The following is a 23,844-nucleotide window of genomic DNA, read 5'->3' as shown; positions in this document are numbered from 1 at the left end:
GCTGCCAGTCGGTAGGCTATTCACCACCCACACACAAGAGTCGAGCAGATGGTTGAGGCGACGCTGCTGGCGACGCTGCTCGTCGCAGCACTGGCGAGTCTGTTCATGGCGTGGGCGATCGGCGCGGGCTCCTCTGGGTCGACACCCTTCGCCCCAGCCGTGGGGGCGAACGCGATTTCGGTCATGCGGGCCGGCTTTCTGGTCGGGATTCTCGGATTCGCGGGCGCGGTCCTCCAGGGCGCGAACGTCTCGGAAGCCGTCGGTCAGGAACTCATCGCCGGCGGCGTCACGCTCTCGCCAGTGGGCGCGACGCTCGCGCTCTTGCTGGCGGCCGGGCTGGTCGCCATCGGCGTCTTCGCCGGCTATCCGATCGCGACTGCGTTCACCGTCACGGGCGCGGTCGTCGGCGTCGGGCTGGCAGCCGGTGGCGCGCCCGCCTGGGCGAAGTACCAGGAGATCGTCGCCCTGTGGGTCGCCGTCCCGTTCGTGGGCGGCGGGATCGCCTACGGCGTCGCAAAGACCCTTCGGGACGAACGCGTCCCCGAGACCGTCGCGGTCCCCGTGCTCGCGGGGCTCGTCGGCCTGTTGCTGGCGAACGTCCGGTTCGTTCTGCTGGGAGATCCCGGCGAGCAGGCCTCGATCGCCGCCGAGATCGCCGGAGCCGTGGGATCGCCGGGGATCGCCGGCCAGCTCGGCGTCTCACTCGTTCTCGCGACACTGGTCGCCGGACTGCTCTACTACGACCTCAGCGGCGATCCCGACGCAGGGCAGCGACACTTCCTGCTCGCGCTCGGCGGACTGGTCGCCTTCTCGGCCGGCGGCAGTCAGGTCGGACTGGCGATCGGCCCCCTCTTGCCACTGCTCGGCCCCGACACGGGCGTCGAAGTCGCGCTGGAACTCGTGCTCGTCTTCGGCGGGATCGGTCTGCTCGCGGGCTCGTGGACGGGCGCACCGCGGATGATCAAGGCGCTGGCCCAGGACTACTCCTCGCTCGGCCCCCGGCGGTCGATCGCCGCGCTCATCCCCAGTTTCGCCATCGCCCAGACGGCCGTCTTCCTGGGGATTCCCGTCTCGTTCAACGAGATCATCGTCAGTGCGATCATCGGGAGCGGCGCGGCCGCTGGCGATGGGGAAGTCAGCGGCGAGAAGATGGGCAAGACGGTGCTGGCGTGGATCGCCTCGCTGGCGATCGCGCTGGGACTGGGCTACGGACTGTTCACGGTCTGGACGACAGTTCTGGGATGATCCGCCGACGGGTCATTCCGTCGTCGCATCTTGCTCTTCTGTGTCGAGCGTCTCCGGTTCGTCTTCGTCCTCGTGGAGGCGCGTGATCCGGGCCTTCATGATACGGGTGTTCTCGACCTGTTCGACCCGGATCTCGACGTCGTCGTACTCGATGACTTCGCCCTCCTCGACCAGCCGGCCGACCCGGTTGAAGATGAAGCCGGCGAGCGTCTCGAACTCCTCGCCCTCGGGGATGTCGATCCCAAGGGCCTCGTTGACCTCTTCGATGTTGACCTCGCCTTTGACCGAGGCGGTGTCCTCGTCGAGGAACTCGATCGGCTCTTCCTCGCCGCCCTCCAGGATCTCGCCGACGATCTCCTCGGTCAGGTCTTCCATCGTCACGAGCCCCTCGGTCGTCCCGAACTCGTCGATGACGATCACCATGTGCATGCGGTTCTCGCGCATCTCCGCGAGCAGTTCGTCGACGTTCTTGCTCTCGGGAACGTGTAGCGTCGGCTCGATCAGGTCTTCGAGTTCGAGTTCCTCGTTCTCGCCGTAGTTGAGATCACGCACGAGGTCGCGGATGTGGACGACGCCGATGATGTTGTCCAGACTACTCTCGTAGACTGGCAGACGGGCGTGCCCGCTCTGGATACACGTCTCGATGGCTTCCGCGATGTCGGCGTCTTTCGAGACGGCGGTCATGTCCAGGCGCGGCGTCATGACCTCCTTGGCGATGGTCTTGTTGAACCGGAGGGTGCGCTGGAGCATCTCGCGTTCCTCCTCGTCGAGGACGCCCTCGCGCTCGCCGGTCTTGATCATGTTGCGGATCTCGTCGCGCGTGACGTAGGTGCTCTCGATGGCCGAGCGGCCACCGGTCACCTTGTTGACGATCCGTGTCAGGTAATCGAACAGGACGATCAGCGGCAACAGGAGTTTCTCGGACCACTGCAGCGGCCGGGCGATCGACAGCGCCCACGACTCGGTGTTCTCGACCGCGTAGGACTTGGGCGCGCTCTCCCCGAAGAGGAGGACGAGCGCGGTGATCCCGAATGTCGCCGCGATGACGGCCTGGCCCTGGCTGAGATACAGCCCGAACAGCCCCGTCGCGATCGAGGACATCGCGATATTGACGAGGTTGTTGCCGACGAGGATCGTCACCAGCAGCCGGTGGGGATCGTCTTTGAGGTGTTTGATCCGCCGAGCGCCGGGCCGTCCTTCCTCGACCATCGACTCGACGCGGTGTTTCGCCAGCGAGAACATGGCGATCTCCGAGGAGGAGAAAAACGCCGATAATCCGATGAGCACGAGGATCGTGACTGTCCCGAGGATCGCGACCGTCGCCCGGTTGACCTCGACGCCGACGAACGGGACGGTGTAGAGCACCGTCTCGGCCGCCGCAGTCGAGGCGACGCCTAACCCCACGTCCGGAACGGCCAGTGACGCTATCGAGAGCACAGGTATACCCATCAACACCGGTTGTTCCAGTGGGGTAAAATTAACTCTTTTGTGCGCAGACCGGGCAGACGGTCAGTCTGTGACGAACGATAGCCGTATTTCGGCGACACACTTAGCCGCCCGCGACTCCAACGACCGTCGATGCCATCCTCGAATCCCTCGATCACGCTGTATCGGCTCCAGGCGTGTCCGTTCTGTGAACGGGTCGTCCGAACACTGGACGACCTTGGCCTCGACTATCGCTCGCGATTCGTCGAGCCGATGCACTCCGACCGGAACGTCGTCAAGCGCCTCACAGGCAAGCGAACAGTGCCAGCGATCGTCGACGAGAACACGGGTGTGACGATGTCCGAGAGCGCCGCCATCGTCGAGTACATCCAGTCGACGTACGGCGACGGCGCACAGGCAGGGGGTGACGACTGATGGACCTCGGATTCGACGTCGTCGACCTCGGATCGACCGACCACGTCGAGGCGGGCGACACCGTACCCGAGTTCACGCGCCCGCTCGTGAACAGCGAGTACTGGGAGGGCGTCGCGCTCTCGGATCTGCTCGAAGAGAGGCCGGTCGTCCTGGTCTTCCATCCCATGGCGGGATCGTTCCCGGCGACGTACGTCTGGAAGGAGCTTCCGGGCCGGGAGTGGGGCGACTGTCAGGTCGTCGGCTGCTCGATCGCGACGCCCTACGCCCACAAGCGCCTGATCGAAGAGCGCGACCTCGGCGGCGAGTATCGGCTCTACTCCGACCCCGGCAACGGCGTCGCCGAGCAGTTCGGCATCGCCCACGACCTCGACGGGATGGAAGGGGTCGCCGAACCGCGACCGGCGGCATTCGTCGTCGACACCGATCGCACGATCGAGTACGCCTGGGTGGCCGGCGAGTGGCCCGCATTCCCGGACTACGACGAGCTGGAAGCGGCGGCGCGGGACATTTGAATCGCGAGTCGGTCTCGATAGTGATCGGTAGCACTCCGGAATCCTAATGCTCCCGCGCGTTCGAGCACCGACCAGATGAAGGTATTCGGGTCCAGCGGTGTTCGCGGGGTCGTCAACGAGACGTTGACCCCCGAGTACGCGCTGCAGGTCGCGATGGCGGCCGGATCAGTCTGGCGAAGCGAGTACGGCCCGACGCGGGTCGCGGTCGCTCACGACACCCGCACCAGTGGCGGGATGATCGCCGACGCCGCACAGAGCGGCCTCGCGAGTGTGGGCCTCGACGTCGACTACCTCGGGACGATCCCCACCCCGGGCGCGCAGGCCTACGCCGACGACGAGTCTATCCCCGCACTCGTCGTGACGGCCTCGCACAACCCGCCACAGCACAACGGGATCAAGCTCGTCGGTCCCGACGGGATCGAACTCTCGGTCGACCAGCTCGAACGGGTCGAACAGCGCCTGCTCGGCGAGCGATTCGAACGTGGTGAGTGGAACGAGATCGGCCAGTCCCGGACGGTCGACGGCGCGCGCGAGGACTACGTCCAGCAGCTCCTCGACAGCGTCGACCGGGAGACCATCGCCGCCGCCGATCTCACTGTCGCGATCGACCCCGGCCACGGTGCAGGCTCGCTCACGAGTCCGGAGTTCTTCCGGCGGCTGGGCTGTCACGTCCTGACGATCAACGCCCAGCCCGACGGTCACTTCCCCGGCCGGAAACCCGAGCCCGTCGCGGACAACCTCGGCGATCTGCAGCGGCTGGTCGAGACCAGCGAGGCCGACCTGGGAATCGCCCACGACGGCGACGCCGATCGGGCGATCTTCGTCGACGAGAAGGGTGAGTTCATCGAGGGCGACGCGGCGCTGGCGGCGCTGGCGGCGGCCGAACTCGACGTCAACGACGGCGTCGTCTCGGCTGTCAGTACCTCCCAGCGGCTGGTCGACGTCGCGGGGCGAGCCGGCGCGGAGATCTACCTCACCCAGATCGGGTCCAGTCACATCGTGACCAAGATCAGGGACCTGCAGCGCGAGGGGACGGACGTCCCCATCGCTGGCGAGGGCAACGGCGGGATCATCTTCCCCGAGTACCGGGCGATCCGGGACGGGGCCTACACCGCGGCGCGGTTCTGTGAGTTACTCGTCGACCGGTCCGCCAGCGAGGTCGCCGCCCTATTCGACGACTACTACAACGTTCGGGTGAACGTCACCTACGACGACGAAGCCGAGCGCGCGGCGATGATCGACGCCATCGAGACCGTCGCTCACGAGTCAGAGGCCGGGCTGAACACCACCGACGGCTACCGCCTGGAGTTCGACGACGGCTGGGTGCTGGCCCGCCCCAGCGGGACCGAACCCCTCATCAGGGTCTACGCCGAGGCCCGCAGTCGCGAGCGAGCCGAAGAACTCGCCGCGCTGATGGAAGAGTCCGTCACGGCCGCGGCCGAGGCGACGCGATAATACTGGAGCGGCAGCTCAGACCGGATCGTGTTCTTCGAGCGCCTCGGCGAGGCGGTCGCGCCGCTCGCGAAGGTCCTGTAGTTCCCGCTCGACCTCACCGTTTTTGAGGCGTTCTCGTTCGTCGGCGTCGAGTCGCTCGCGAGCGACGGCGCTGTCGCGCAGCCGTTCGTAGTCCTCGCGTCGCGTCGCTTCGCGAACCGTCCGAAGCGCCGCGAGCACCGACTCGTCGGGGTCGAAGCGGGCGACGACCGAGAGGAGTTCGCGACAGCGAAAGCGGAGTGCCTCGGCGGTCGGCGGTGGCCAGCCGATCGTCAAGGGGTCGACGTCCAGCCGTTTGAGGTAGGTGCGGTGGGTCGCGACGTTGCGCTTGAGTTCGCGGGCGTCGTCGACGTAGTGGTCGAGTTTCGAGGCCGAGTAGTCGGCGTATTCGAGCAATTTCGAGATCGTCTCCGCGCCGGCGTCGGCCGAGTCGACGTACGCCGCGAGGTCCGCGGGCGGCTGGCGATACGTGACGAGTGGGAAGGCGGCGGTCGATTCGACGAACGCGAGCACTTCGCGGGTGCTGGACTCGCTGGTGAACGTCTCGAAGGCCGCCGAGACGGCGTCGTCGTAGGTCTCGATGGGGTCGCGCAACTGCTCGACCGGGGCGTCCAGATCGGCCGCGCCGAGTTCGACCAGTCGCTCGTGGTGGTCGATCCGGTCGTCGATCTCCTTCAATTCGAGTTCGATATCCCGGCGGACCTCGCGAAGTCGCTCGCGGGTCCGCTCGCGTTCGTCGAGGCGTTCGACCAGTGCCGCGACCTCCGAGAGCGAATCGCGGGCGGCCTCGAAGTCGGTCGTCTTGAGATAGCGCTCGTGCATCATCTCGTCGACGGCCTCGAAGTCCTCGCGGTGGGGCAGGTCCTCGGGCAGGTGATCGAAGAAGTGCGCCAGTTCGTCCTGGTACTCGATGAACGCCTCCATGTCGACCTCTCCCTCGCCGTCGCTGACGATCCGGGACTCGTACGTGCTGAACAACCCCGTGATTTCCTCGTAGTGTTCCTGCAGGCGCTGCAGGCGTTGCTCGCCGGCTTCTTCGACGCGGTCGCAGGCCTCCTCGTAGGCGCTGGCGCGGCGCTGGAGGGTCCGCACGAGGTCTTCGACCTCGCTGTCGGCAGCCGACTTACTCATCGTAGACGGCCTCGGGGTCGAACACCTGCTCGCCGACGACCTCGCCGTCGATCGTCCGGTAGAAACAGCTCTCGTAGCCGGTGTGACAGGCCCCACCCTCCTGGTCGACCAGGTACAGCAAGGTGTCGCCGTCACAGTCGACTCGGATCTCCCGGACGTGCTGGACGTGGCCGCTGGTCGCGCCCTTCTCCCACAGCTCCTCTCGGCTCCGGGAGTAATAGTGCGCTCGGCCGGTCTCGCGAGTCCGCTCGACGGCCTCGGGCGTGACGTACGCGAGCATGAGTACCTCGCCCGAGTCGGCGTCCTGTGCGATCGCGGGGAGGCGATCGGTCTCGTCGAAGGCGAGGTCGGGGACGTCGTCGCTCATATGACTACCGTCGGCACAGCCCCGCATAGGCCTTTTGCGTCGAGAAGTCGAGACTACGATTGGGCGTCGGCGATCGCGAGCCCGAACATGAGCCCGTTCCAGCCGACGCCGAGCACGAGCAACTGGAGGGCGAGTCGCGTGTCCAGCGCGAGTGGCAACGTCGTGTTGACGCCGAAAAACACCGCCAGAATGGTCGTCGCCGTCCAGCCGCTGTTCCACCACGAAGCGCGTGAACTGGTCCCACGACCCGGCAATTGATGACGGAACTCGACGGTCAGCACGCCCGCGATGACCGCGACGAACGCGAGTGCACCCACAGTGAGCAGATTCGCGCCGAGAGCGTACGTCCCGCCGCCGGCCAGCGCCGCGAGGACGACGCCGGCGAGGATACCGTTGCGATTCATACCCCGGCGTTCTCGCGTCGCCTACGAAAACATCTCGGTCGAGTCGCCCTGTCGATGTTTCCATTCGGTGAGAAACGAGTCGAACTATTTGAGTGGCGAACCCGAAAGAGCGAACATGGCGCTCAACCGGATCGGGAAGGAAAACGCTCAGATAGACCCGCCAGTCGAAGACCGGGAGATGCGGGTCGTCATGGAGATCGAGCGCGGCGGCCCTTGCCGGCTAGACCACATGGACGGTGAGGTCATCGGGATCGACGTGCGCCTCGACGAGGAGGCCTGTAACGTCGACGCAGTGGTGCGCGATCCAGCGGACGAAGGGATCGCGACCCAGTACTTCGAAAACCACCTCTGTGAACACTGCCCCGGAAAGGTGTTCAGCAAACACGGCTGTCTCCCGCGCTACAGGGAGATCAACGAGGGATCGTTCGTCGTCGAGACCTACGTCGCCGACACCCAGGCTGTCGCCGATCTCGTGAGCGATATCCAGTCGATCTGTGACAACGTATCACTCAAGAGTATCGTCTCGACAGAGCGGTCGGAGTTCAACGAGGACTGCTCGGTCGATATCTCCGCGCTCACCCGAAAGCAGCGCGAGGCCGTCTATCATGCCCAGGAGATGGGGTATTACGACCCGGACGCCGACGTGTCGCTGGCCGAACTGGCCGATCGGATCGGTATCTCCACCTCGGCGCTGTCACAGCGTCTCCGACGGGCGGAAGGGAACGTCCTCCGGCAGCTTTCTGTCGAGTGTGATTGCTGGGACAACGTCGAGTGATCGGTTTCTCTTGCGATCGCTTCCTTCGAACCTTCGGAGTCGGACGTCCGGAGTATATAAAGCCTGAATTTATCCAGAGGTAGGTCAATCCCGTCCGAGCCGTTCTCTACAGGTATGGAACGAACGCTCGACCGTCGAAAGTTCCTCGCGCTGTCCAGTGCTGCAGGTGTCGCCGCGATCGCTGGCTGTGGTGGCGGCGGCGATGGCGACGCGACCACCGACCCACAGGACACCACGACGACGTCGACGACCACGACCGAACCGCAACAGACGACCGAACCGTCGCTCGACCGACCCGATCCGACCGACACCGAGAGCGCGCTGATCCAGCCCGCGACCCTGAAGGAGTGGGTGGACGCCGGGATCGTCAACACGGACGACGTCTACGAGGATCGCGCCGTCGTGCTCAGAGTCGACGCGAGCAACTACGATGGCGGGCACGTCCCCGGTGCAGTCAAGTGGTCTACCGAGGACAGCGAGGGGCCGGCCACGCTCACGGAGACTCGCGTCGACGGCCTCGGCGAAGCCCAGAAGCTCGTCCCGTCCGGGTCGGTCATCGACGAGGTCATCCAGAGCGCGGGCGTCGGTCCGAACACTGTGGTCGTGCTCTCCGGGGACATTCCGATGTACAACGCCCGGGCGTACTGGACGCTCCGGTACTGGGGCTTCCCCCGCGAACGGGTGAAAGTGCTGGACGGTGGTCCGACCGCCTACGAGGAGGCGGACAAGCTGGTCTACGAGACGCCCGAGGTCCCCGAGAGCAACTATCCCGTCGAGGACTTCGAGACGCCCAACTACGAGCTGCGGAAGGGCCTCAACGAGATGATCCAGCTGGTCGACGCCAGGAACGCCGGCGAGAGCGACGCGTCGATCCTCGACCTTCGCGGCCCGGACCAGGACGCGAAGATCGCGGGCAGCGTCCTCGACCCGCCGGCGAGCTACACGGACGGGATGTTCACCGAATCCGTCCCGTGGAAGTCCGCCGGCGAGATCGAGGACCACGTCTTCGGCTACGACGACGTCGAAGACGGCGATCAGATCGTCACGCTGTGTCACAGCGGCTTCAAGGGGACGCTCGCGTTCTTCGCGCTCGATGGCATCCTCGGGTACGACGACGTCGCGCTCTACGACGGGTCCTGGAAGTTCCAGTGGAAGCAGTACAACGGCGAGCAGGACCCGGTGCCGAACGACACCTGGCGAACGGATATCGAGGGCCGGACCGAAGGCGAGATCACGGCGACCGAGCAGGTCTCGATCGATCCGGAGCTCAACGAGGAACTGACCGAGCTCGCACAGCTCGACGCGAATCAGGTCAAGAAAAACGACATCGAGTACATGGGTGCCGACACCGGCGGTGGCGGATTCGGTTGCGGGTCGTAGATTCGGCGTCGAACGAAATCGCGTCACGACGGCGATCGAAAGAACTGTTCTTTCGCGAGGCGCGCTATCGGTAGCGATCAGACGTCCCGCGTCACGATAACGTCGTCCTCGGGCGCTGCGTCCCGTGGAATCTCGATCTGGATGAACTCCTGGGTGTCCATGTCACAGACGACTACCACATCCGCCGACGTGCAGAGCATGTTGTACGACGCGACGCTGTACTTCTTTCGCGTCTCCATCGAGTCGACGATCCGTTCGAACTCCTCTTTGGTGAGGTCTTCTTCGCCTTCTGCGACACCTACCAGCGTGTCGAGCGAATTTGACGGTTCAGTTGCCATGTTGTCCCACGGCCGAACTTGCATCGCACGGTACAAAGTGTTATTGTTTATTCTTGGATTTATCAAACAAGACTGTGTGGCGTCCCCGACCTGGGGTATATAAAGGCTTAATTAATACCGAGTGTGGGCTTTGCCGGTCCGAGTCCTCTCTAGAGGTATGGGAGAGTCATGATCGTGGCGACGCAGATATCGACAGCGGACTTCGAACGGTGCGAGGAGTACGGTACTCGACCGAGCCCGCTCGGCGTGTTCTGGAGTGGTCCCGATGAGTGAGCGCGTCGGGACGCTCACCCGCCGAAACCTGCTGAAGACGGCCGGGTCGGCTGCCGGAGCGGCCGCACTCGGTGGCTGTCTCACCGGGGACGGGACGGACGACTCACCGTCCGGAGAGCTCTCGACGGCCTTCGGCAACTGCTGGATGTGCAGCCACAACTGCGGGCAGAAAGCCTCCGTCCGGGACGGAACCGTCGTCAATCTCACGGGCGTCGACGGCCACCCGCGTGGGAGTGCCGGGCCGGACACCGAGGGGACGCTCTGTCCGAAAGGATTGGCCCAGCTGGACAAGACCCACGATCCGAAACGGATCAAGGAACCCCATATCCGAGACGAGGACGGGAACCTACAGAAAGTGAGCTGGGACGAGGCGTTCCAGTACACCGCCGAGCGGCTGGTCGAGTTCGACGAGAACAACGGCGCGGAGACGTTCCTCGACGCCACCAGCTGGGCCGAGACGTCGATCTTCCGGACGATCTGGCGGGACCTCTACGGCTCGCCCGAGCGGATCAGCCGCGGGATCCACGTCTGTGCCGGCCCCACCTTCGTCACCGGCGGGATGATGGGCGTCGGCTCGAACAACCGGGTCCCGGACTACCAGAACTCCGAGTACATCATCGCCTGGGGCCGGAACGTCCTGAACTCCTTCGCCGGGCAGTTCGAGGCCAAGGGCGTCCTCGAAGCGATCGAGAACAACGGCGCGACGCTGGTCACGATCGATCCCCAGCACACGATCACGGCCCAGAAGTCCGAGGAGTGGATGCCGATCGAACCCCGGACGGACGGCGCGCTGGCGCTCGCGATGGCCAACGTCATCATCGAGGAGGAGCGCTACGACGCCGATTTCGTCGAGAACCACACCTACGGCTTCGAGGCCTACCGGGAGGCCGCCGCCGAGATGCCGCCCGAGCGGGCGGCCGAGATCACGGGTCTGGACGCCGACCAGATCCGGCGAGTGGCACGCGGGTTCGCCGAGGCGGCCCCTCAGGCGGGCATCTCCGTATGGACGGGGACCGCACAGGCCGGCAACGGCTGGAAGGCGACCCAGAACATCACCGCGCTCAACGGGCTGGTCGGCAACGTCGACCGGCCCGGCGGCCTGCGTCTCTGGAAGTACCCCGCGACGGCGTCGTTCGGCGAGGTCTGCGAGCAGGACTACACGAACCGCGCCGAGTACAAGGAGCCGGCGCTCAAAAAGTACGACGAGTACAGCGACTACCCGGTCCGTCACATCGAGGGCATCGCGCACAACCTGGTGCCCGAGATGGTCGAGAACGGTCACGTCAACGGGATCGTCTGTCACCACGACGATCCGCTGAAAGACGGTAACGCAGAGGCCTGGATCGAGGCGGTCGAGGCGATGGATCTGGTCATCTCGATCGACGCCTACTGGAACGGCGTCTCCCGGCGGGCGGACGTCGTCCTGCCGGAGGCGACCCAGCTGGAGAAAGACACGCTCGGTACCGGCAACTGGAGCGCCTACCCCAACCACAAGTGGGTCACCGGCGCGAAGGCCGCCGTCGAGCCCCAGTGGAACACGTTGCCGGACTTCGACATCCTGACCGGGATCGCCGACGCGATGGCCGGGGAGACGGGCAACGACGACTGGACGATCTTCCAGCAGTGGGACTCCCACGAGGAGTTCATCGACGACCAGCTCTCGACGCTGGATCTGACTCTCGAAGAGCTAGACAGCGGGGAGACGAACTACGAACTCGTCGAGGAGTACGACTACGAGCAGTGGAGAGACGACGACGGCTTCACCTTCCGGTTCGATCTCGACCAGATCGACTCCTTCGCGAAGGCCGCCGAGGAGGCCGGGATGGACACGGCTCCGGAGTGGATCCCCCCCGGAACCTACGGCGACGAGACCACCGAGGAGTACCCCCTGGAGTTCACTGACGTTCGCTCGGTGTTTTTCTCCCACGGGAGCAACCAGCCCCACGAGCGCCTGCGGGACCAGTTCGCCAAGCGAAACCGGCTCAGCGGGGAGGACTACCGGGGGAACTACCTCTATCTCAACCCCGAGGACGCCGCCGAGCGCGGCATCGAGACCGGCGACATGGTCGCGATCGAATCGAAGACCGGGAGCGGCGAACTGATGGCCGTCGTCACCCAGCGCGCCCGGCCCGGCTTCGTCACCGCCGAGTACGGGTTCGGACAGACCTCGGCGATCACTACGGGCGAGGACGCCCGCGAGAAATCGGCGGACGGGATGAACACGATGATGCTTCACGACATGCAGATGGATCCGATCACCGGACAGGTAGACAGACACATCGCGGTCGACGTGGCCCCGGCGGGGGGTGACTGACCATGGCAGTCGAGGAAGACCACTGGGTCTTCTACTTCGACCCGAACCGGTGTATCGGCTGTCACGCGTGCTCGATCTCGTGCAAGCAGTTCCACGGCCGCGACGCCGACGCCGACGACTGGCGGACCGTCACCCACCACGAGAAGGGCGAGTACCCCGAGGTCGCCGAGGTGCCGGTCTCGATGTCGTGTATGCACTGTCACGACGCCCCGTGTGCGGAGGTGTGCCCGACGGAAGCGATCGAAAAGCGCGACTCCGACGGGATCGTGACTGTCGACCAGGACGTCTGTATCGGCTGCAAGTACTGCGGGTGGGCCTGCCCGTTCGGCGCGCCGACCTACGGCGACAACGGCCTGATGTCGAAGTGTAACATGTGTCTCGATCAGGGGCCGGGCAGCGGCGCGGGCGCGGAGTCGAAAAACGAGCAGGACGATCCCATCCAGCCCAACTGCGTCTCCGACTGCGTCGGCGACGCGATCAAGGCAGGACCGCAGCGAGAGATCATCAAAGAGGCGTCACAGGCGGCGGCAGAGCGGTTCCAGTCCAACGACGGGCGAGTCGTCGTCGAGCCGTTCCGGGGCGAGGAGAACCTCGACATGGTCGAACACGCCGCCACGCCCGAGCACGCAGGGGACTAATCATGAGTGTCACAGGTGGCTCCGAGTGGCTCTGGTTGCCCCACGTCCACTGGGCGGAGTTCATCGCGCTGTATCTCTTCCTCGGTGGCACCGCCGGCGGGGCGTACGTGACCTCCTCGTGGGCGAGCCTGATGAAGAGTCTGATGGACACGGACAGCTGGCTCGGCAAGATCCTGCTCGCCAGGACGGACGACGAGGAGCACCGCTACTCGTGTGCGGAGACCGCCCGCTGGGGCTCGGTGCTCAGCGTCCTCTCGATCGCCGTCGGCGGGGTCGCCCTGCTGTCACACCTGGGTGCGCCGCTTCGCGCGCTCACGTTCCCGGTGCTGTTCACCAACTTCGGCTCGTGGCTGACCATCGGGACGTGGGTGATCGTGCTGTTCACGATCGTCGCGGCGCTGGAGACGCTGTGGCTGCACTTCGGCAGCGCCGTCGCGACCGAGTCCGGTCTGAGCCTGTTCCCCCGGAAGATCCTGGGCCGGATCGACAGCCTGGGACCGTGGTCGACAGACAGCGGGATCGTGTGGTTGCTCGATACCGTCGCCGACAAGACGCGGCCCCCGAGCCGGGCCCACGGTGCGATCCGGCTCGTCGGCGGTGCGCTCTCACTGCTGCTCATCGCGTACACGGCGATGCTGTTGAGCGACATCTCGGTCGTGCCGCTGTGGAATCGGACGTACCTGCCCTTTATCTTCTTGCTGAGCGGCGTCTCGACGGGGATCTCCGCGGCGCTTCTGGGAACGGTCGCCAGCGGCGGCGCACTGACGCGGACCAACCACCGGTTCTGTCTGACCGACGACGCGATCATCGTCGTGGAACTGGTGGCGATCGGACTGCTGGTGTCGTTCCTGGGCAGCTCGTCCGATGTCGCCGCGAACGTGACCGAGACAGCGCTGTTCGACACGTACGGGCTGGAGTTCGTCGGCGGCGTGTTGATCCTTGGGACCGGCTTGCCAGTCGCGCTCTCGATCACGGTGACGATGCTCCACCAGTTCACCGACGTCGGCGAGACGCCGTGGGGCAGGCGACTGCTGACCGGTGGCTACGCACTGAAGTACACGCTCGTGCTCCTCGGCGGGTTCCTGCTGCGGTACGTGATCCTGATGGCCGCCGTCAAGACGCCACTCGGCGTCCCGGGGCTGTGACCATGGTCGAACGAACCGTCGCGTGGTCGGACGCGCTCGTCGGCCTGTCGAACTGCCTCCGGCACCCGGACAGGGAGGTCCGCGACGCCCTCGAACACGACCCGGAGACGCTCGTCGAGTTGCTGGAACGGGTCGGCGTCGAGCCGGATGGCCCAGTGTCCGTCTCCGGACGCGACCTGACCGAGGACTACGAGGCCCTGTTCGGCGCGTTCGCGACGCCGTTCGCGCCGCCGGCGGCCTCGCCGTACAAGGAGTGGTACGGCGACCGCAACGGGTTGATGGGCGGGCCGCCGGCCTCGGCTATGGCCCGGCGGTACGAGGCGATCGACGCGACAGTACCGGCGGCGTACCCGCCCGATCACGTCGCACTCCAGCTCGAGTACGCGAGTCTGCTGGCGGAGGCGGGCGAGTGGGACGAACTCGGGGCGTTCGTCGAGGCGGACCTGGACTGGATCGACGCGTTCGCCGTCCTCGTCGAGGAGGCGGCGGCAGCTGCGCCGCTCCAGCGGTGGTGCGTCGAGCAGCTGGTGGCCACGATCGAGCGGGTACGCGAGGAACTCGACGTTTCCGGCCCCGATCACGAACGAATCGAGCGGATGGCTGACCGGGCACGGACACACGCGGAGGGATAGGGCGTGTCACAGCACGAGACGACAGCAGCGACGGTCGGCGAGAGCGACAACTCCGGAATCCGGCTGACGCTCTCGTTTTCGGACCCGGACGCGGCCCGCGAGTTGCTCCTGTTTCTCGGGCGCTCGATGGACGACGCGTCGGTCTCGATCGACGCCGTCAGTTGGACGGATTCGGGCCCCCACGTCGTCCCCGTCGACAGCGTCACCGCGGCACAGCAGGCGACCGCCAGATACGCGGTCGCGTGCGGGTACTACGACGATCCGCGGCGCGCTCACCTCGCCGACATCGCGGCGGAGTTCGACCGGTCGAAGTCGGCGATTTCACAGCGACTCAGCGCCGTCGAGCGACAGCTCGTCCGTTCGTTCGTCGACGCGAGCGACGATCCGAACGATCGTATCGAGTGCTGACGATCGGTGCGGGCGGTCACTCCCGCCTCACGAGCGCGTCCCGACCGACTCGTCGTAGCACCGCTCGTACTCGGCCGCGAGGCGATCCGCCGAGAGGTCGGGATGAACCAGCTCGCGCGACTCGACGGCCAGCCCGCCCGCGAGCGTGCCGAGCCGGAGGCAGGTCTCGACGTCGAGATCCTGCCTGTGGCCGTAGAGAAAGCCGGCGAAGAAGGCGTCGCCGGCCCCGTTGGTGTCGACCGGCTCGAAGTTCTGAGCCGGGACCTCGAACCATCCGTCCGGGGTGAGCGCGGTCGCACCGTCCGCACCGTGCGTGCAGACGACCAATGCGGTACCCGAATCGACCTGCTCGTGCATGAACGCGCGCGGGTCGTCCATCCCCTCCTCGCTCATGAACAGGTAATCCGCCGCGTCGAGGAAGTCCTCGTGATACTTGTCCTCGCCGTCGTAGGCGTGGACGTCGGCCCAAACTGACGTCCCAGCGTCCTCGGCAGCGGGCAAGAGGTATCGCGAGTAGTTGACAGGGCTGACCACGAGCGCGTCGGCCTGTGCGGTCCAGGCCTCCAGGCGCTCGTCGTCGATGTCGGGCTCCTGTGTCGGCAGGACGACGAAGATCGAGATGCGCTCGCCGGCGTCGTTCATGAGGTTGACGTGCCGTTCCGTGCCGTTGGGGTCGAGATCGTATTCGAAGGCGATCGGCTCGGCCGCGAAGCGCTCGCGGATCGAATCGCCGAAGCGATCGTCGCCGATCATCGCGTGGAATCGCGTGTCGACGCCGAGCCGTCCGAGATTGAGACTCTTGCCGGAGCCGCTGGAGCCCAGCGTCTCCTGAAAGTCCCGTGCGAAGTGGGTCTCCGTGGTAGTCGGGAACTCGTCGAGGTAGACGATCGCGTCCCAGGAACAGCCGCCGGCGACGAAGACATCCATGGTCGAGACGAGGCGGGCGCGGGATTTGGCCCTGCCGATCTAGCCACCGATCCCGATCTGGATCAGCAGCCAGACCAGCACGTCTCCAACGGTGAGACTGATCAGCAGGCCGCCGAACATCGGAACGATGAACGGGATTCCGGGCGTGTACCAGGCCCGCTTCTGGGCGGTGAGCACGTCGAGGCCGTTTCGGAGTTCCTCGGCGTCGGTCCCGTAGATCGGCCCGCCGATGTCCGCGAAGAACGCGTCAGCACCCCACTCGTCGGCGGCGTCCTGCTCGGCCGCCGCGTCACCGTCGACGTCGGACTCGCCGCCGTCGGTGAGCGCGAGCGAGCCGCTGGTGTCGTCGATCGTGCCGTCGCCGGGGTCGTTGGGTTCCTCGGGGAGACTCGCAGGGTCGCGATAGCGCTCGGGGTTGGCCCGGAGGTCGTCGAGGTCGAGGCCGCGCCAGGAGAGGTACATCCGGAGGACGTCCAGATCCAGCCCGCGGCGGGTGTAGCTGTCGGGGCGTTCGAGCAGGCGGCCGTAGCGCCGGGGGGCGTCCGCGACGGGGAGTGGCCGGCCGATGAACATCATCTTGGATATCGCGCCGCCCAGCAGGTTGCGCCCGGCGAGCGCGAGCGGGTAGATCACCCCCGCGAGCACGGTGTTCGAGAGGATGGTCAGCGAGAACACGCCCAGGGTCGTCTCGTTCAGATACGGGAGGGTGTAGCCGGGCCCGTAGAAGACAGGAAAGATCGGGAAGACCAGCGCCAGCGTCATCAGGGCCTTGGCGTCCGCGCCGCCGAAGCCGCCGAACCACCAGAATCCGTAGGCGAAGGGGACCAGGAAGCCGACGCTGAAGGCCGTTCGGACGAAAAAGGAGTCGACGGTCTGTCGCGGGAAGCGGGTGTCGAGCGCGATGTCGAAGCCATCGACGGTGAGCGTCCAGACCGTCTCCGTCCAGACGGCCCAGGCGTCCCAGCACAGCAGGATGAGGCCGAGCGCGGCCAGCGGCAGCCACGTCTCGTTGGGGACGCGGCGGGTCTTGACGTCGCGGACGGCCGCCCACCCCAACACCGGGACGACGAGCAGGCGCAACAGATCGGAGATCGTCGCGGAGTACACTGTCGGGTGATTCGGAGGCAGGGAGTTATCACTTACGGGTACAGCGATCAAAAAACGGGATCGGGGTTGTCGCGTTCAGATGACGCGGTTCTGCAGGTAGTCGAGGTGCTTCGCGTTGTAGACGATCTTGACCTCGTCGGAGGCCGGTGTCCCGACACAGGTCAGGCGAACGCCCTTGTCCTCGACCTCTTCGTCGCTGAGAATCTGCTGCATGTCCATCTCGACTTCACCGTCCGTGACGATGGCTGCACAGTTCGCGCAGGCACCAGCACGGCACGAGAACGGCCAGTCGTATCCCTGGGCCTCGGCGGCCTCGAGGATGTACTCGCCCTGGGCGACGTCGATCTCGCCGTAGTCCTCCGCGTCGAGGCCTTCGTCGCCGGCCTTCTCGAAGAGATCGTCGTCGTACACGTCCCAGCCTTGGTCGTCCACTACTTCGTAATTGAGGTACTCTACCGTGGGCATCACCTGAGTAGTACTGACGCCTAACGGTTAGACTTTGCTGTTCCTCACGAGTCTGCATCGTCGATTGTGTACATTCCACACCGAAAACTCACACGATCGGAACGAACTCGAAGACGAGAAACGACGCGAGCGCCGAGAACGTCGGCGTCAGCACCCAGAGTGTGATGACACGGCCAGTCGCGGCCGGGTCGAACAGATCACCGGCCGTCAGTTCGGCCCGGTCTTCCTCGCCGATTCCCGGGACCTCGCCACCCGGTTCGGAGTCGGCGAGTGCGTCGACAGAGAGTGACCCGTCGGTCCTCGACGTCGCCTCGCCCGTGACGGCGGCGGTCGCGGCCTGGGAGATGGTGGTCGTCCGCGTCGCACGCCCCCAGCCGAGGCCGACGATACACATGGTCGCGCTGACAGCGAGACTCGCAGGAATCCCACCCCACGAGAGCAACGAGATGATGGTCGCGCTGATGACCTCGACGATCAGCGCGGCCATGATCGGCAGGTCGGTCAGGCCAGTTCCGACAGTGTCGAGGGTCCGTCTGGCGATCGTGAACGCGCCGAGTCCGATCGCGCCGCCGGCGAGGACGACACCGGGGTACAGCCCGATCGCCCCGGCACCGACCAGCGGTGCGACGGCGTTGGCGACGTTGGACGCGCCCGCAGAGAAGGCCATGTAACAGCCGATCACGACGACGAGCACCTGTCCGAGGAGTTCTTTGGTCGTCCGTTCGTCGCCCGGGCTCTCGAAGGTGAACCTGGCTTCGAGATGGGGATAGAGGTAGCGGCCGATCATCGCACAGACCCAGAAGGCGATGATCGGTGCGACGAGCCACCAGGAGACGATCTGGCCCATCACATCCCACCTGATCGATCCGGTCGCGACGCCCAGGCCCGCGATGGCACCGACAGCGGTCATCGACGTCGACGCCGGGACGCCGAAGAGATTCGAGATGAGCAGCGCTGCGCCGACGAAAAACAGCACCGTCACGCTCGCAGCCAGGGTGAACTCGCTGGTGGGAACGATCTCACCACCCATCGTCTCGACGACCTCCGTTCCGACGGTCGCCCCGCCGAGCAGCGCGAATGCGGTCATCAGCGCTGCCGCGCCGATCTTCGAGATCGATTTGCTTCCGACGGCAGGCCCGAACGCGACGCCGGTCGAGGAGCCACCGATGTTGAACCCGACGAACACCGCGACGGCGAGTCCGACGACGAGCAATACCTCGACCATATATGGGCGGCAGGGAAGGCGGCAGCTAAACTGTGACGGCTTCGGTCGAGTCACCGACGCGGGCAGGAGAGTCGGGAGCAGGGAAAAGAGACGGTCGTTACTCGGCGTCGAGTTCGAACGGCTCGAACTCGCGGACGACGTCGAGCGCGACGCTGGCGTCGACAGTCTGCACGTCGTCGGCGGTCAGCAGTTCCGTGGCGGCACTGTTCAGCTGATCTGTACCGTGAAACTTCCCGACGGCGACGACGTCGTCACGACCGGTCACGGCGTAGACGGCGATGAACTGGGGGTCCTCGCGGAGACGATCGAGGACGGCGTCGTCGGTCGTCGACAGGCGGAGGATGGCCGTCACGTCGTAGCCCAGCGCGTCGTAGTCGACGCGAGCGGTGTACCCGCGGATGACGCCTGCGTTCTCGAGTCGTGTGAGTCGGTCGTCGACGCGATTGGCGACGATCCCAGTCTCGGTCGCGATGTCCCGAACGCTCGTCCGAGCGTCGCGGATCCGGGCGTTCAACACTGCGCGGTCGGCGTCGGCCAGTTCCAGTGGCGGTTCGTCTTCGATATCGATAGGTGTCATGGTCGGTGGGCGTAGAATCGGGGGACCGCTACGCGAGCGGAAACGGGATCTGCCTGGCGATCAGACGGCCTCTGCGCCTTCCTTGCCGGTGCGGATCTGCGTCGCGCTCTCGACAGGGAGGACGAAGATCTTGCCGTCGCCCTTCTCGCCTGTGTGTGCGCCCTCTTTGATCGCTTCGACGACGTCCTCACTGGGAATGTCCGCGACGACGCACTCGATCTTGACTTTCTGATGGAGGTCGACGACGTATTCCTCGCCGCGCCATTGCCCTTTCTTGGCGGGCTGGCTGCCACGCCCGGAGACGTTCGTCACTGTCAGCGAGGGGGCGCCGGCTTCGGCCAGCGACTGTTTCACGTCCCCGAGCTTGTCGGGGCGGATCACTGCGACGATCATCTTGATACCTGAGTTACTCATTTGGAATCACCGTCGTTGGTCGCAACGCTGCCGTCCGTTCGCACGGTACTGCCGTCAGTCACGAACCCACCGTCGGCGACGACGCCGTCCTCGTCACCGAACTCAGGGTAGGTGTCGACGCCGTGCTCGGAGAGGTCCAGACCCTCTTGCTCGTGCTCGGGCGTGACGCGTGCCTGGCCGAGCATCTTGAGGACGTACCAGACGACTGCCGTCGCCGTCACGGTCCAGGCCGCGATGACCGAGACACCGACGACCTGCGCGATGAACGCATCGAGGATCCCGACTTGGAGGTTGTGGTGGACGAACGGTGCCGCGAGCGCTCCGAGAATCCCTGCGCTACCGTGGACAGGGAAGACTGCACACACGTCGTCGATTTTGAGAGTGTTTTCGACGAAGCTGAAGACGAGGGGGAGCTGCGCACCGGCGAGGAGGCCGACGGCCAGCGCACCCCACCACGTCGCGATGTGCGGGATCGCCGTGATGCCGACGAGGCCAGCGAGCAGACCGTTCGCGACGTACAGCGTGTCGACTTTCCCGGTCTTGGCCCAGGCAACCAGGCCAGCGCCGACTGCACCCATCGCCATCGCCAGGGTCGTCGTCACCGCGACGCGGCCCAGCACGGCACCGTTGAACGCGCCCGAGGACGTGAAGACGCCTGCCGTCCCGACGTTGAAGCCGTACCAGCCGAAGGCCAGCATGAGCGTCCCGAGCACGGCGAAGGTCATCGAGTGACCGGGGATGACGTTCGCGCTACCGTCGTCGTTGTACCGGCCCATACGCGGACCGAGAATCCACGCCGCAGTGAGACCGGCAAGACCACCCATCGCGTGGACGATCATCCCGCCGGCGAAGTCAGTGAATCCCGTGCCGGTGATTTCTTGGACGAGCCCGATCTCCGGGGTCCAGGTCATCGCGATGACGACCGGGTAGATCACCGCGGCCAGCGCGATCGTGTACGTGACGTAGGCACGGAGCCTCGCACGCCCTGCGACGGCCCCGGAGACAATCGTTGCCGCCGTCATCGCGAAGACTGCACCGTACAGCCAGTTGATGTATACCTCCGCAGTGCCTGCGTCGGCTTCGGCCATGAATGGCGTCTCGAAACCGGCGCCGGCTGCTGCGTTGGATACCCCGACCCCGACCAGGAAGAACACCACGACACCAACACTCCAGGTCAGGAGGTTCTTCGTCAACTGGTTGGCGACGTTCTTCGCACGTACCTGACCCGCCTCCAGCATCGCGAAGCCTGCGTGCATGAAGAAGATCAGGAAGGATACGGTCAGTATCCAGACGTTGCTTATTCCATCCGCCAATTCACCCACCGACTGTAGTGCGATTGATTCGATCATATTTCACTCGATCTCGATTTTTGATGGTTCTTTGTCCAACTTCTCGCGTGATTCGACCACGTTTGTAACTCCGTTCACGGTTGAGTCTCATGGAAACACCCCTACATAAGGATTGGCTTTATGATCGATAAGATATGGAGTTGTTTGTAGACAAGTGTCCAATGTTCCATACAATATAATGGATATAAGGTTGTCGGTCGTCAATATCCATACGGAATATGGACTTCGGATCTGGACGTTCGTCAATCCGGATCGGGGCAAAAATTACGAAATCGGGCCGATTTCGGGGGTGCGCGCACCGTCTGCAGACAATCTGTGCGGCAATACTTACGGTATCCAGTTTGGCATCACAGTAGTGAGATCAGATCGCATCCGACCGAGTCTCACCAGTCCGGATCTGCGTCGCGCTCTCGACAGGCAAGACGAACACCTTACCGCCGCCCTTCTCGCCGGTGTAGGCCGCGTCGGCGATAGCGTCGACGACGTCCTCGCTCGGCACGTCCGCGACGACGCACTCGATCGAATCGTCAGCAGTTTTCATCCCCGACTTTTGCGCGCCTGCCTAAACACGGGTCGCAGCTGTCAGCGAGACCGCCCCGAGCAACAGCAGCGCCACCGCGAGCGGTGATCCCGAGCCGGCAGTCGCCGCGTACACCAGATAGACCGAGCCGCCGACCAGTCCCAGCAGGACAGTGACGCCGAGGGCGTGAGCCAGTTCGGCCCGGCCGGTCCGTGCGGGAGGATCGAACGACCGGCGCGACTCGATCGCCGCGTCGGCCAGATCGTACGCCAGCGCGGTCGCCACCCCTGCCACGACGAGCGCTGGCGTGCTCGCACCACCGAGACTCGCCAGCGGAATCGCAGCCGCGAGCGCGAGCGCCCCGCAGAGGACGCCGAGTGGTCGATCGAACACGACTGCGGCGGCTATACTCGCCACTCCGAGCAGACCGGCGACAGTCGCGAACGTCGTCACGCCGGTCGCCATCAGCGACGCGACCGCCGCCAGCAGCGCCAGGGCCGCACTCGTACGGCCCGGGTTCATCGCTTTCCCTCCTGCAGAGCCCGCTGCAAGGGCTGGTCACGCGGCCAGTCGACGACCGCGAGACCGGCCTCCCGGAGGCGATCCAGCCGCCGGTCACGTTCGAGACGGGCGAGTCGGCAGCCAGTCGATCCCGTCGTCGTCGGATCGGGGCTGCAGACTGTCACGGGCACGCCGAGCGACTCCAGTCGAACGCAGAAGCGCTCGATGGCGTCCTCGACCAGCGGCGACAGGACGATCACCTGACTCCGGGTGGGTGCGAGATCGACCAGCCAGCCGGCGCTGTCGACGGGGTCGAACGAGTCACCGCTACCCGACAGTAGCGACTCGTCGGTCAGGAGGTCGTGTGCGCGAGCGCGATGTGACCGTCCGCGGCCGGGCGAGAGCCATCGCCGCTCGTCGTCCAGCGTGGCGATCCCGATCCGAGAGCCCTCCGCGTCCAGCGTCGCGAACAGGCGGGCGGCAGCGTCGACACTGCGCTGGATCGCCGTCGGCTCGGCTGGGTTCGGCGCGACCTGCGCTTCGGGGCGGGTATCGACGACCAGCACGACCGTCGCGGCGCGTTCAGGCTGAAACTCGACGGTCGCAAGCTCGCCCGAACGAGCCCAGTGTCGCCAGGCGATCCGCGATCGGGGATCGCCCGGCTGGTGGTCGCGAACGACCTGGAAAGCCACGCCCGATCCCGAGTCGTCGGTCGTCCGCCGCCCCGCATCGAGCGCGGTCTGTGCCCGCAACGGGAGGTGATCGACCGGCTCGAACGCCGGCGCGCACTCGACAGCTGCGTCGCCGCTCGCCGCGACGCGCTCGGCTCGCTCGACGACGCCACCGACGTCTCGCGTGGCTACCAGCGGCGGTTCGAAGGCGGCCGCACCGCGGTCGGTTTCGACCGAATACGTCTGTGTCGTGCTGTCGCCGGGGGCCAGCGACGTTCGACACGCTGGCGCTCCATCGACGACGACCGCGCTCGCGGGGACGCCGTCGACGACCCGGAGATCGGTGAGGCGCTGCTGTCCATCGTTGTGGGCGGTCAGCGTGACTGAAACCGGATCGCCGGGTTCGACAGTTCGGTCGTCCACGCCGCGCTCGATCGATACTGACGGGTGTGGTGGCGTCGCGAGTCGCTGGTAGCCCGCCAGGGCGAGACCGACTGCCGCCGCGAGGACGATCCCGGGCGAGCGCAAGAAGACGCCGACCGCACACCCGACGAGTGCCAGCCCGGCGACGCCGTCCCAGCGACCGAGCCGCCGAACCTCGACGTTTCCGACAGCTGGCCATCCCTCGCGGTCAGTCATCGGCAACCTCCCCGGGAGTCGCGTCGGCTTCCTCTACCAGCACGGCGACGACGCGGTCGACGCGGCGGTGAAACGCCGACTTGCCACCGAGCAGTGCCCGGACTTGCGAGCGAACGGGCGGGTCGGCGTCGGTGAACAGCGCGGCTGCGGCCGGGTCGTCGGTCCAAGTCCCCGCGTCGAGACGGTCGTGGGCCGCTGCGGTCGAAGCGCCCGTTTCCCGGACGAGATGGGCGACGGCGAGTTCGCGGAGGCGGTCACGAACGGCGTCTCGATCGTCGGCACCGCGCTGGCTGTAGCCGGGGATCGCCGCCAGTTCGCGGTCGAATTTCGTGCCGGGGACGCGAGCGTCGACACCGCCGTCGGAACGCGAGGGCGTCGGTCGCTCGCGAGACGTCGAGAGCCGGTCGGTGAGCGCGTACGCGCCCACGGCGAGCGCACACAGGAGAACGCCGACGAGCGCGAGCGGACCGAGCCGACCCGCCGATGGAGCGACCAACAAGAGGAGACCGAGAGCAGTCGCCCCCACTCCGAAC

At 65.9% G+C, this 23,844-nt stretch carries 26 protein-coding genes and 1 pseudogene; 11 read left to right on the top strand and 16 right to left on the bottom strand.

Annotation, left to right across the window (positions count from 1 at the left end):
* Positions 1–48: 48 nt before the first annotated feature.
* Positions 49–1,245, top strand: coding sequence for an inorganic phosphate transporter (locus DV733_RS07325; protein WP_049995377.1), 1,197 nt, complete (start codon positions 49–51; stop codon positions 1,243–1,245).
* 12 nt (positions 1,246–1,257) lie between these two features.
* On the opposite strand, the gene DV733_RS07320 is transcribed toward DV733_RS07325, so the two are convergent.
* A complete protein-coding gene (locus DV733_RS07320; protein WP_079979570.1) occupies positions 1,258–2,694 on the bottom strand; it encodes a hemolysin family protein in 1,437 nt (478 codons plus the stop codon).
* Positions 2,695–2,823: 129 nt separating this feature from the next.
* Here DV733_RS07320 and DV733_RS07315 point away from each other — a divergent pair, with 129 nt between their 5' ends.
* The 3 genes from DV733_RS07315 to glmM all read left to right on the top strand — a co-directional run bounded on the left by DV733_RS07315 (position 2,824) and on the right by glmM (position 5,072).
* A complete protein-coding gene (locus DV733_RS07315; protein WP_049995378.1) occupies positions 2,824–3,105 on the top strand; it encodes a glutaredoxin family protein in 282 nt (93 codons plus the stop codon).
* Positions 3,105–3,617 (top strand): redoxin domain-containing protein, encoded by a 513-nt coding sequence (locus tag DV733_RS07310; RefSeq protein WP_049995379.1) that lies wholly within the window; start codon positions 3,105–3,107, stop codon positions 3,615–3,617. The genes DV733_RS07315 and DV733_RS07310 overlap by 1 nt, the downstream gene beginning before the upstream one ends.
* A 75-nt stretch (positions 3,618–3,692) precedes the next feature.
* A complete protein-coding gene (glmM, locus tag DV733_RS07305; protein ID WP_049995380.1) occupies positions 3,693–5,072 on the top strand; it encodes a phosphoglucosamine mutase in 1,380 nt (459 codons plus the stop codon).
* Positions 5,073–5,087: 15 nt separating this feature from the next.
* Here glmM and DV733_RS07300 read toward each other — a convergent pair whose 3' ends face one another.
* The 3 genes from DV733_RS07300 to DV733_RS07290 are packed head-to-tail and all read right to left on the bottom strand — an operon-like array spanning position 5,088 to position 7,013.
* Complete coding sequence (locus DV733_RS07300) at positions 5,088–6,242, bottom strand: DUF7118 family protein (protein ID WP_049995381.1); 1,155 nt, start codon at positions 6,240–6,242, stop codon at positions 5,088–5,090.
* Positions 6,235–6,609, bottom strand: coding sequence for a phosphoribosyl-AMP cyclohydrolase (gene hisI / locus DV733_RS07295; protein ID WP_049995382.1), 375 nt, complete (start codon positions 6,607–6,609; stop codon positions 6,235–6,237). The genes DV733_RS07300 and hisI overlap by 8 nt, the downstream gene beginning before the upstream one ends.
* A gap of 53 nt (positions 6,610–6,662) precedes the next feature.
* Complete coding sequence (locus tag DV733_RS07290) at positions 6,663–7,013, bottom strand: hypothetical protein (RefSeq protein ID WP_049995383.1); 351 nt, start codon at positions 7,011–7,013, stop codon at positions 6,663–6,665.
* 115 nt (positions 7,014–7,128) lie between these two features.
* Between DV733_RS07290 and DV733_RS07285 the strand changes: the two genes are divergently transcribed.
* Together DV733_RS07285 and DV733_RS07280 are read left to right on the top strand one after the other, a co-directional pair.
* Positions 7,129–7,788 (top strand): helix-turn-helix domain-containing protein, encoded by a 660-nt coding sequence (locus DV733_RS07285; protein WP_049995384.1) that lies wholly within the window; start codon positions 7,129–7,131, stop codon positions 7,786–7,788.
* 114 nt (positions 7,789–7,902) lie between these two features.
* Complete coding sequence (locus tag DV733_RS07280; protein ID WP_049995385.1) at positions 7,903–9,168, top strand: rhodanese-like domain-containing protein; 1,266 nt, start codon at positions 7,903–7,905, stop codon at positions 9,166–9,168.
* Between the two features lie 77 nt (positions 9,169–9,245).
* Here the strand turns inward: DV733_RS07280 and DV733_RS07275 are convergent, their stop codons facing one another.
* On the bottom strand, positions 9,246–9,506 hold the full coding sequence (locus tag DV733_RS07275) for a hypothetical protein (RefSeq protein WP_049995386.1): 261 nt from the start codon (positions 9,504–9,506) through the stop codon (positions 9,246–9,248).
* Between the two features lie 265 nt (positions 9,507–9,771).
* Here DV733_RS07275 and DV733_RS07270 point away from each other — a divergent pair, with 265 nt between their 5' ends.
* The 5 genes from DV733_RS07270 to DV733_RS07250 are packed head-to-tail and all read left to right on the top strand — an operon-like array spanning position 9,772 to position 14,916.
* Positions 9,772–12,093, top strand: coding sequence for a molybdopterin-containing oxidoreductase family protein (locus tag DV733_RS07270; RefSeq protein WP_049995387.1), 2,322 nt, complete (start codon positions 9,772–9,774; stop codon positions 12,091–12,093).
* 2 nt (positions 12,094–12,095) lie between these two features.
* Positions 12,096–12,731 (top strand): 4Fe-4S dicluster domain-containing protein, encoded by a 636-nt coding sequence (locus DV733_RS07265; protein WP_049995388.1) that lies wholly within the window; start codon positions 12,096–12,098, stop codon positions 12,729–12,731.
* A 2-nt stretch (positions 12,732–12,733) separates the two neighbouring features.
* Positions 12,734–13,876 carry an NrfD/PsrC family molybdoenzyme membrane anchor subunit gene (gene nrfD, locus DV733_RS07260; protein WP_049995389.1) on the top strand — a complete coding sequence of 381 codons (1,143 nt, stop codon included), beginning with the start codon at positions 12,734–12,736 and terminating at the stop codon, positions 13,874–13,876.
* 2 nt (positions 13,877–13,878) lie between these two features.
* Entirely contained in the window at positions 13,879–14,508 is a 630-nt protein-coding gene (locus DV733_RS07255; protein WP_049995390.1) for a molecular chaperone TorD family protein, read from the top strand.
* A gap of 3 nt (positions 14,509–14,511) precedes the next feature.
* The gene (locus tag DV733_RS07250; protein ID WP_049995391.1) at positions 14,512–14,916 is read left to right on the top strand and encodes a helix-turn-helix domain-containing protein; all 405 of its coding nucleotides are present in this window, start codon (positions 14,512–14,514) and stop codon (positions 14,914–14,916) included.
* 27 nt (positions 14,917–14,943) lie between these two features.
* Here the strand turns inward: DV733_RS07250 and DV733_RS07245 are convergent, their stop codons facing one another.
* The 11 genes and pseudogenes from DV733_RS07245 to DV733_RS07195 form a co-directional block, all read right to left on the bottom strand.
* A complete protein-coding gene (locus DV733_RS07245) occupies positions 14,944–15,843 on the bottom strand; it encodes a carbohydrate kinase family protein (protein ID WP_049995392.1) in 900 nt (299 codons plus the stop codon).
* Positions 15,844–15,882: 39 nt separating this feature from the next.
* Positions 15,883–16,950, bottom strand: a complete 1,068-nt coding sequence (locus DV733_RS07240) for a prepilin peptidase (RefSeq protein ID WP_049995393.1) — start codon at positions 16,948–16,950, stop codon at positions 15,883–15,885.
* Positions 16,951–17,025: 75 nt separating this feature from the next.
* Positions 17,026–17,415: a ferredoxin Fer gene (gene fer, locus DV733_RS07235; RefSeq protein WP_049995394.1), complete on the bottom strand. Its 390-nt coding sequence runs from the start codon at positions 17,413–17,415 to the stop codon at positions 17,026–17,028.
* 88 nt (positions 17,416–17,503) lie between these two features.
* The gene (locus tag DV733_RS07230; RefSeq protein ID WP_049995395.1) at positions 17,504–18,640 is read right to left on the bottom strand and encodes an inorganic phosphate transporter; all 1,137 of its coding nucleotides are present in this window, start codon (positions 18,638–18,640) and stop codon (positions 17,504–17,506) included.
* 97 nt (positions 18,641–18,737) lie between these two features.
* Positions 18,738–19,217, bottom strand: a complete 480-nt coding sequence (locus DV733_RS07225) for an Lrp/AsnC family transcriptional regulator (RefSeq protein ID WP_049995396.1) — start codon at positions 19,215–19,217, stop codon at positions 18,738–18,740.
* 60 nt (positions 19,218–19,277) lie between these two features.
* Positions 19,278–19,631, bottom strand: a complete 354-nt coding sequence (locus tag DV733_RS07220; RefSeq protein ID WP_079979571.1) for a P-II family nitrogen regulator — start codon at positions 19,629–19,631, stop codon at positions 19,278–19,280.
* Entirely contained in the window at positions 19,628–20,980 is a 1,353-nt protein-coding gene (locus DV733_RS07215; RefSeq protein WP_049995398.1) for an ammonium transporter, read from the bottom strand. The genes DV733_RS07220 and DV733_RS07215 overlap by 4 nt, the downstream gene beginning before the upstream one ends.
* A 361-nt stretch (positions 20,981–21,341) precedes the next feature.
* A pseudogene (locus tag DV733_RS07210) lies at positions 21,342–21,500 on the bottom strand (P-II family nitrogen regulator); the annotation flags it as partial.
* A gap of 42 nt (positions 21,501–21,542) precedes the next feature.
* Positions 21,543–22,022, bottom strand: a complete 480-nt coding sequence (locus DV733_RS07205; RefSeq protein WP_049995399.1) for a DUF7519 family protein — start codon at positions 22,020–22,022, stop codon at positions 21,543–21,545.
* The gene (locus DV733_RS07200; RefSeq protein ID WP_049995400.1) at positions 22,019–23,311 is read right to left on the bottom strand and encodes a DUF58 domain-containing protein; all 1,293 of its coding nucleotides are present in this window, start codon (positions 23,309–23,311) and stop codon (positions 22,019–22,021) included. Before DV733_RS07200 ends, DV733_RS07205 begins: the two co-directional genes overlap by 4 nt.
* Positions 23,304–23,837, bottom strand: a complete 534-nt coding sequence (locus DV733_RS07195; RefSeq protein ID WP_049995401.1) for a DUF7269 family protein — start codon at positions 23,835–23,837, stop codon at positions 23,304–23,306. The genes DV733_RS07200 and DV733_RS07195 overlap by 8 nt, the downstream gene beginning before the upstream one ends.
* Positions 23,838–23,844 lie beyond the last annotated feature (7 nt).

This window comes from Halapricum salinum (assembly GCF_004799665.1).
In the GTDB taxonomy this organism is placed as follows: domain Archaea; phylum Halobacteriota; class Halobacteria; order Halobacteriales; family Haloarculaceae; genus Halapricum; species Halapricum salinum.
The sequence above is the reverse complement of the archived record's forward strand: the minus strand, read 5'-3'. Positions and strand labels throughout refer to the sequence as shown.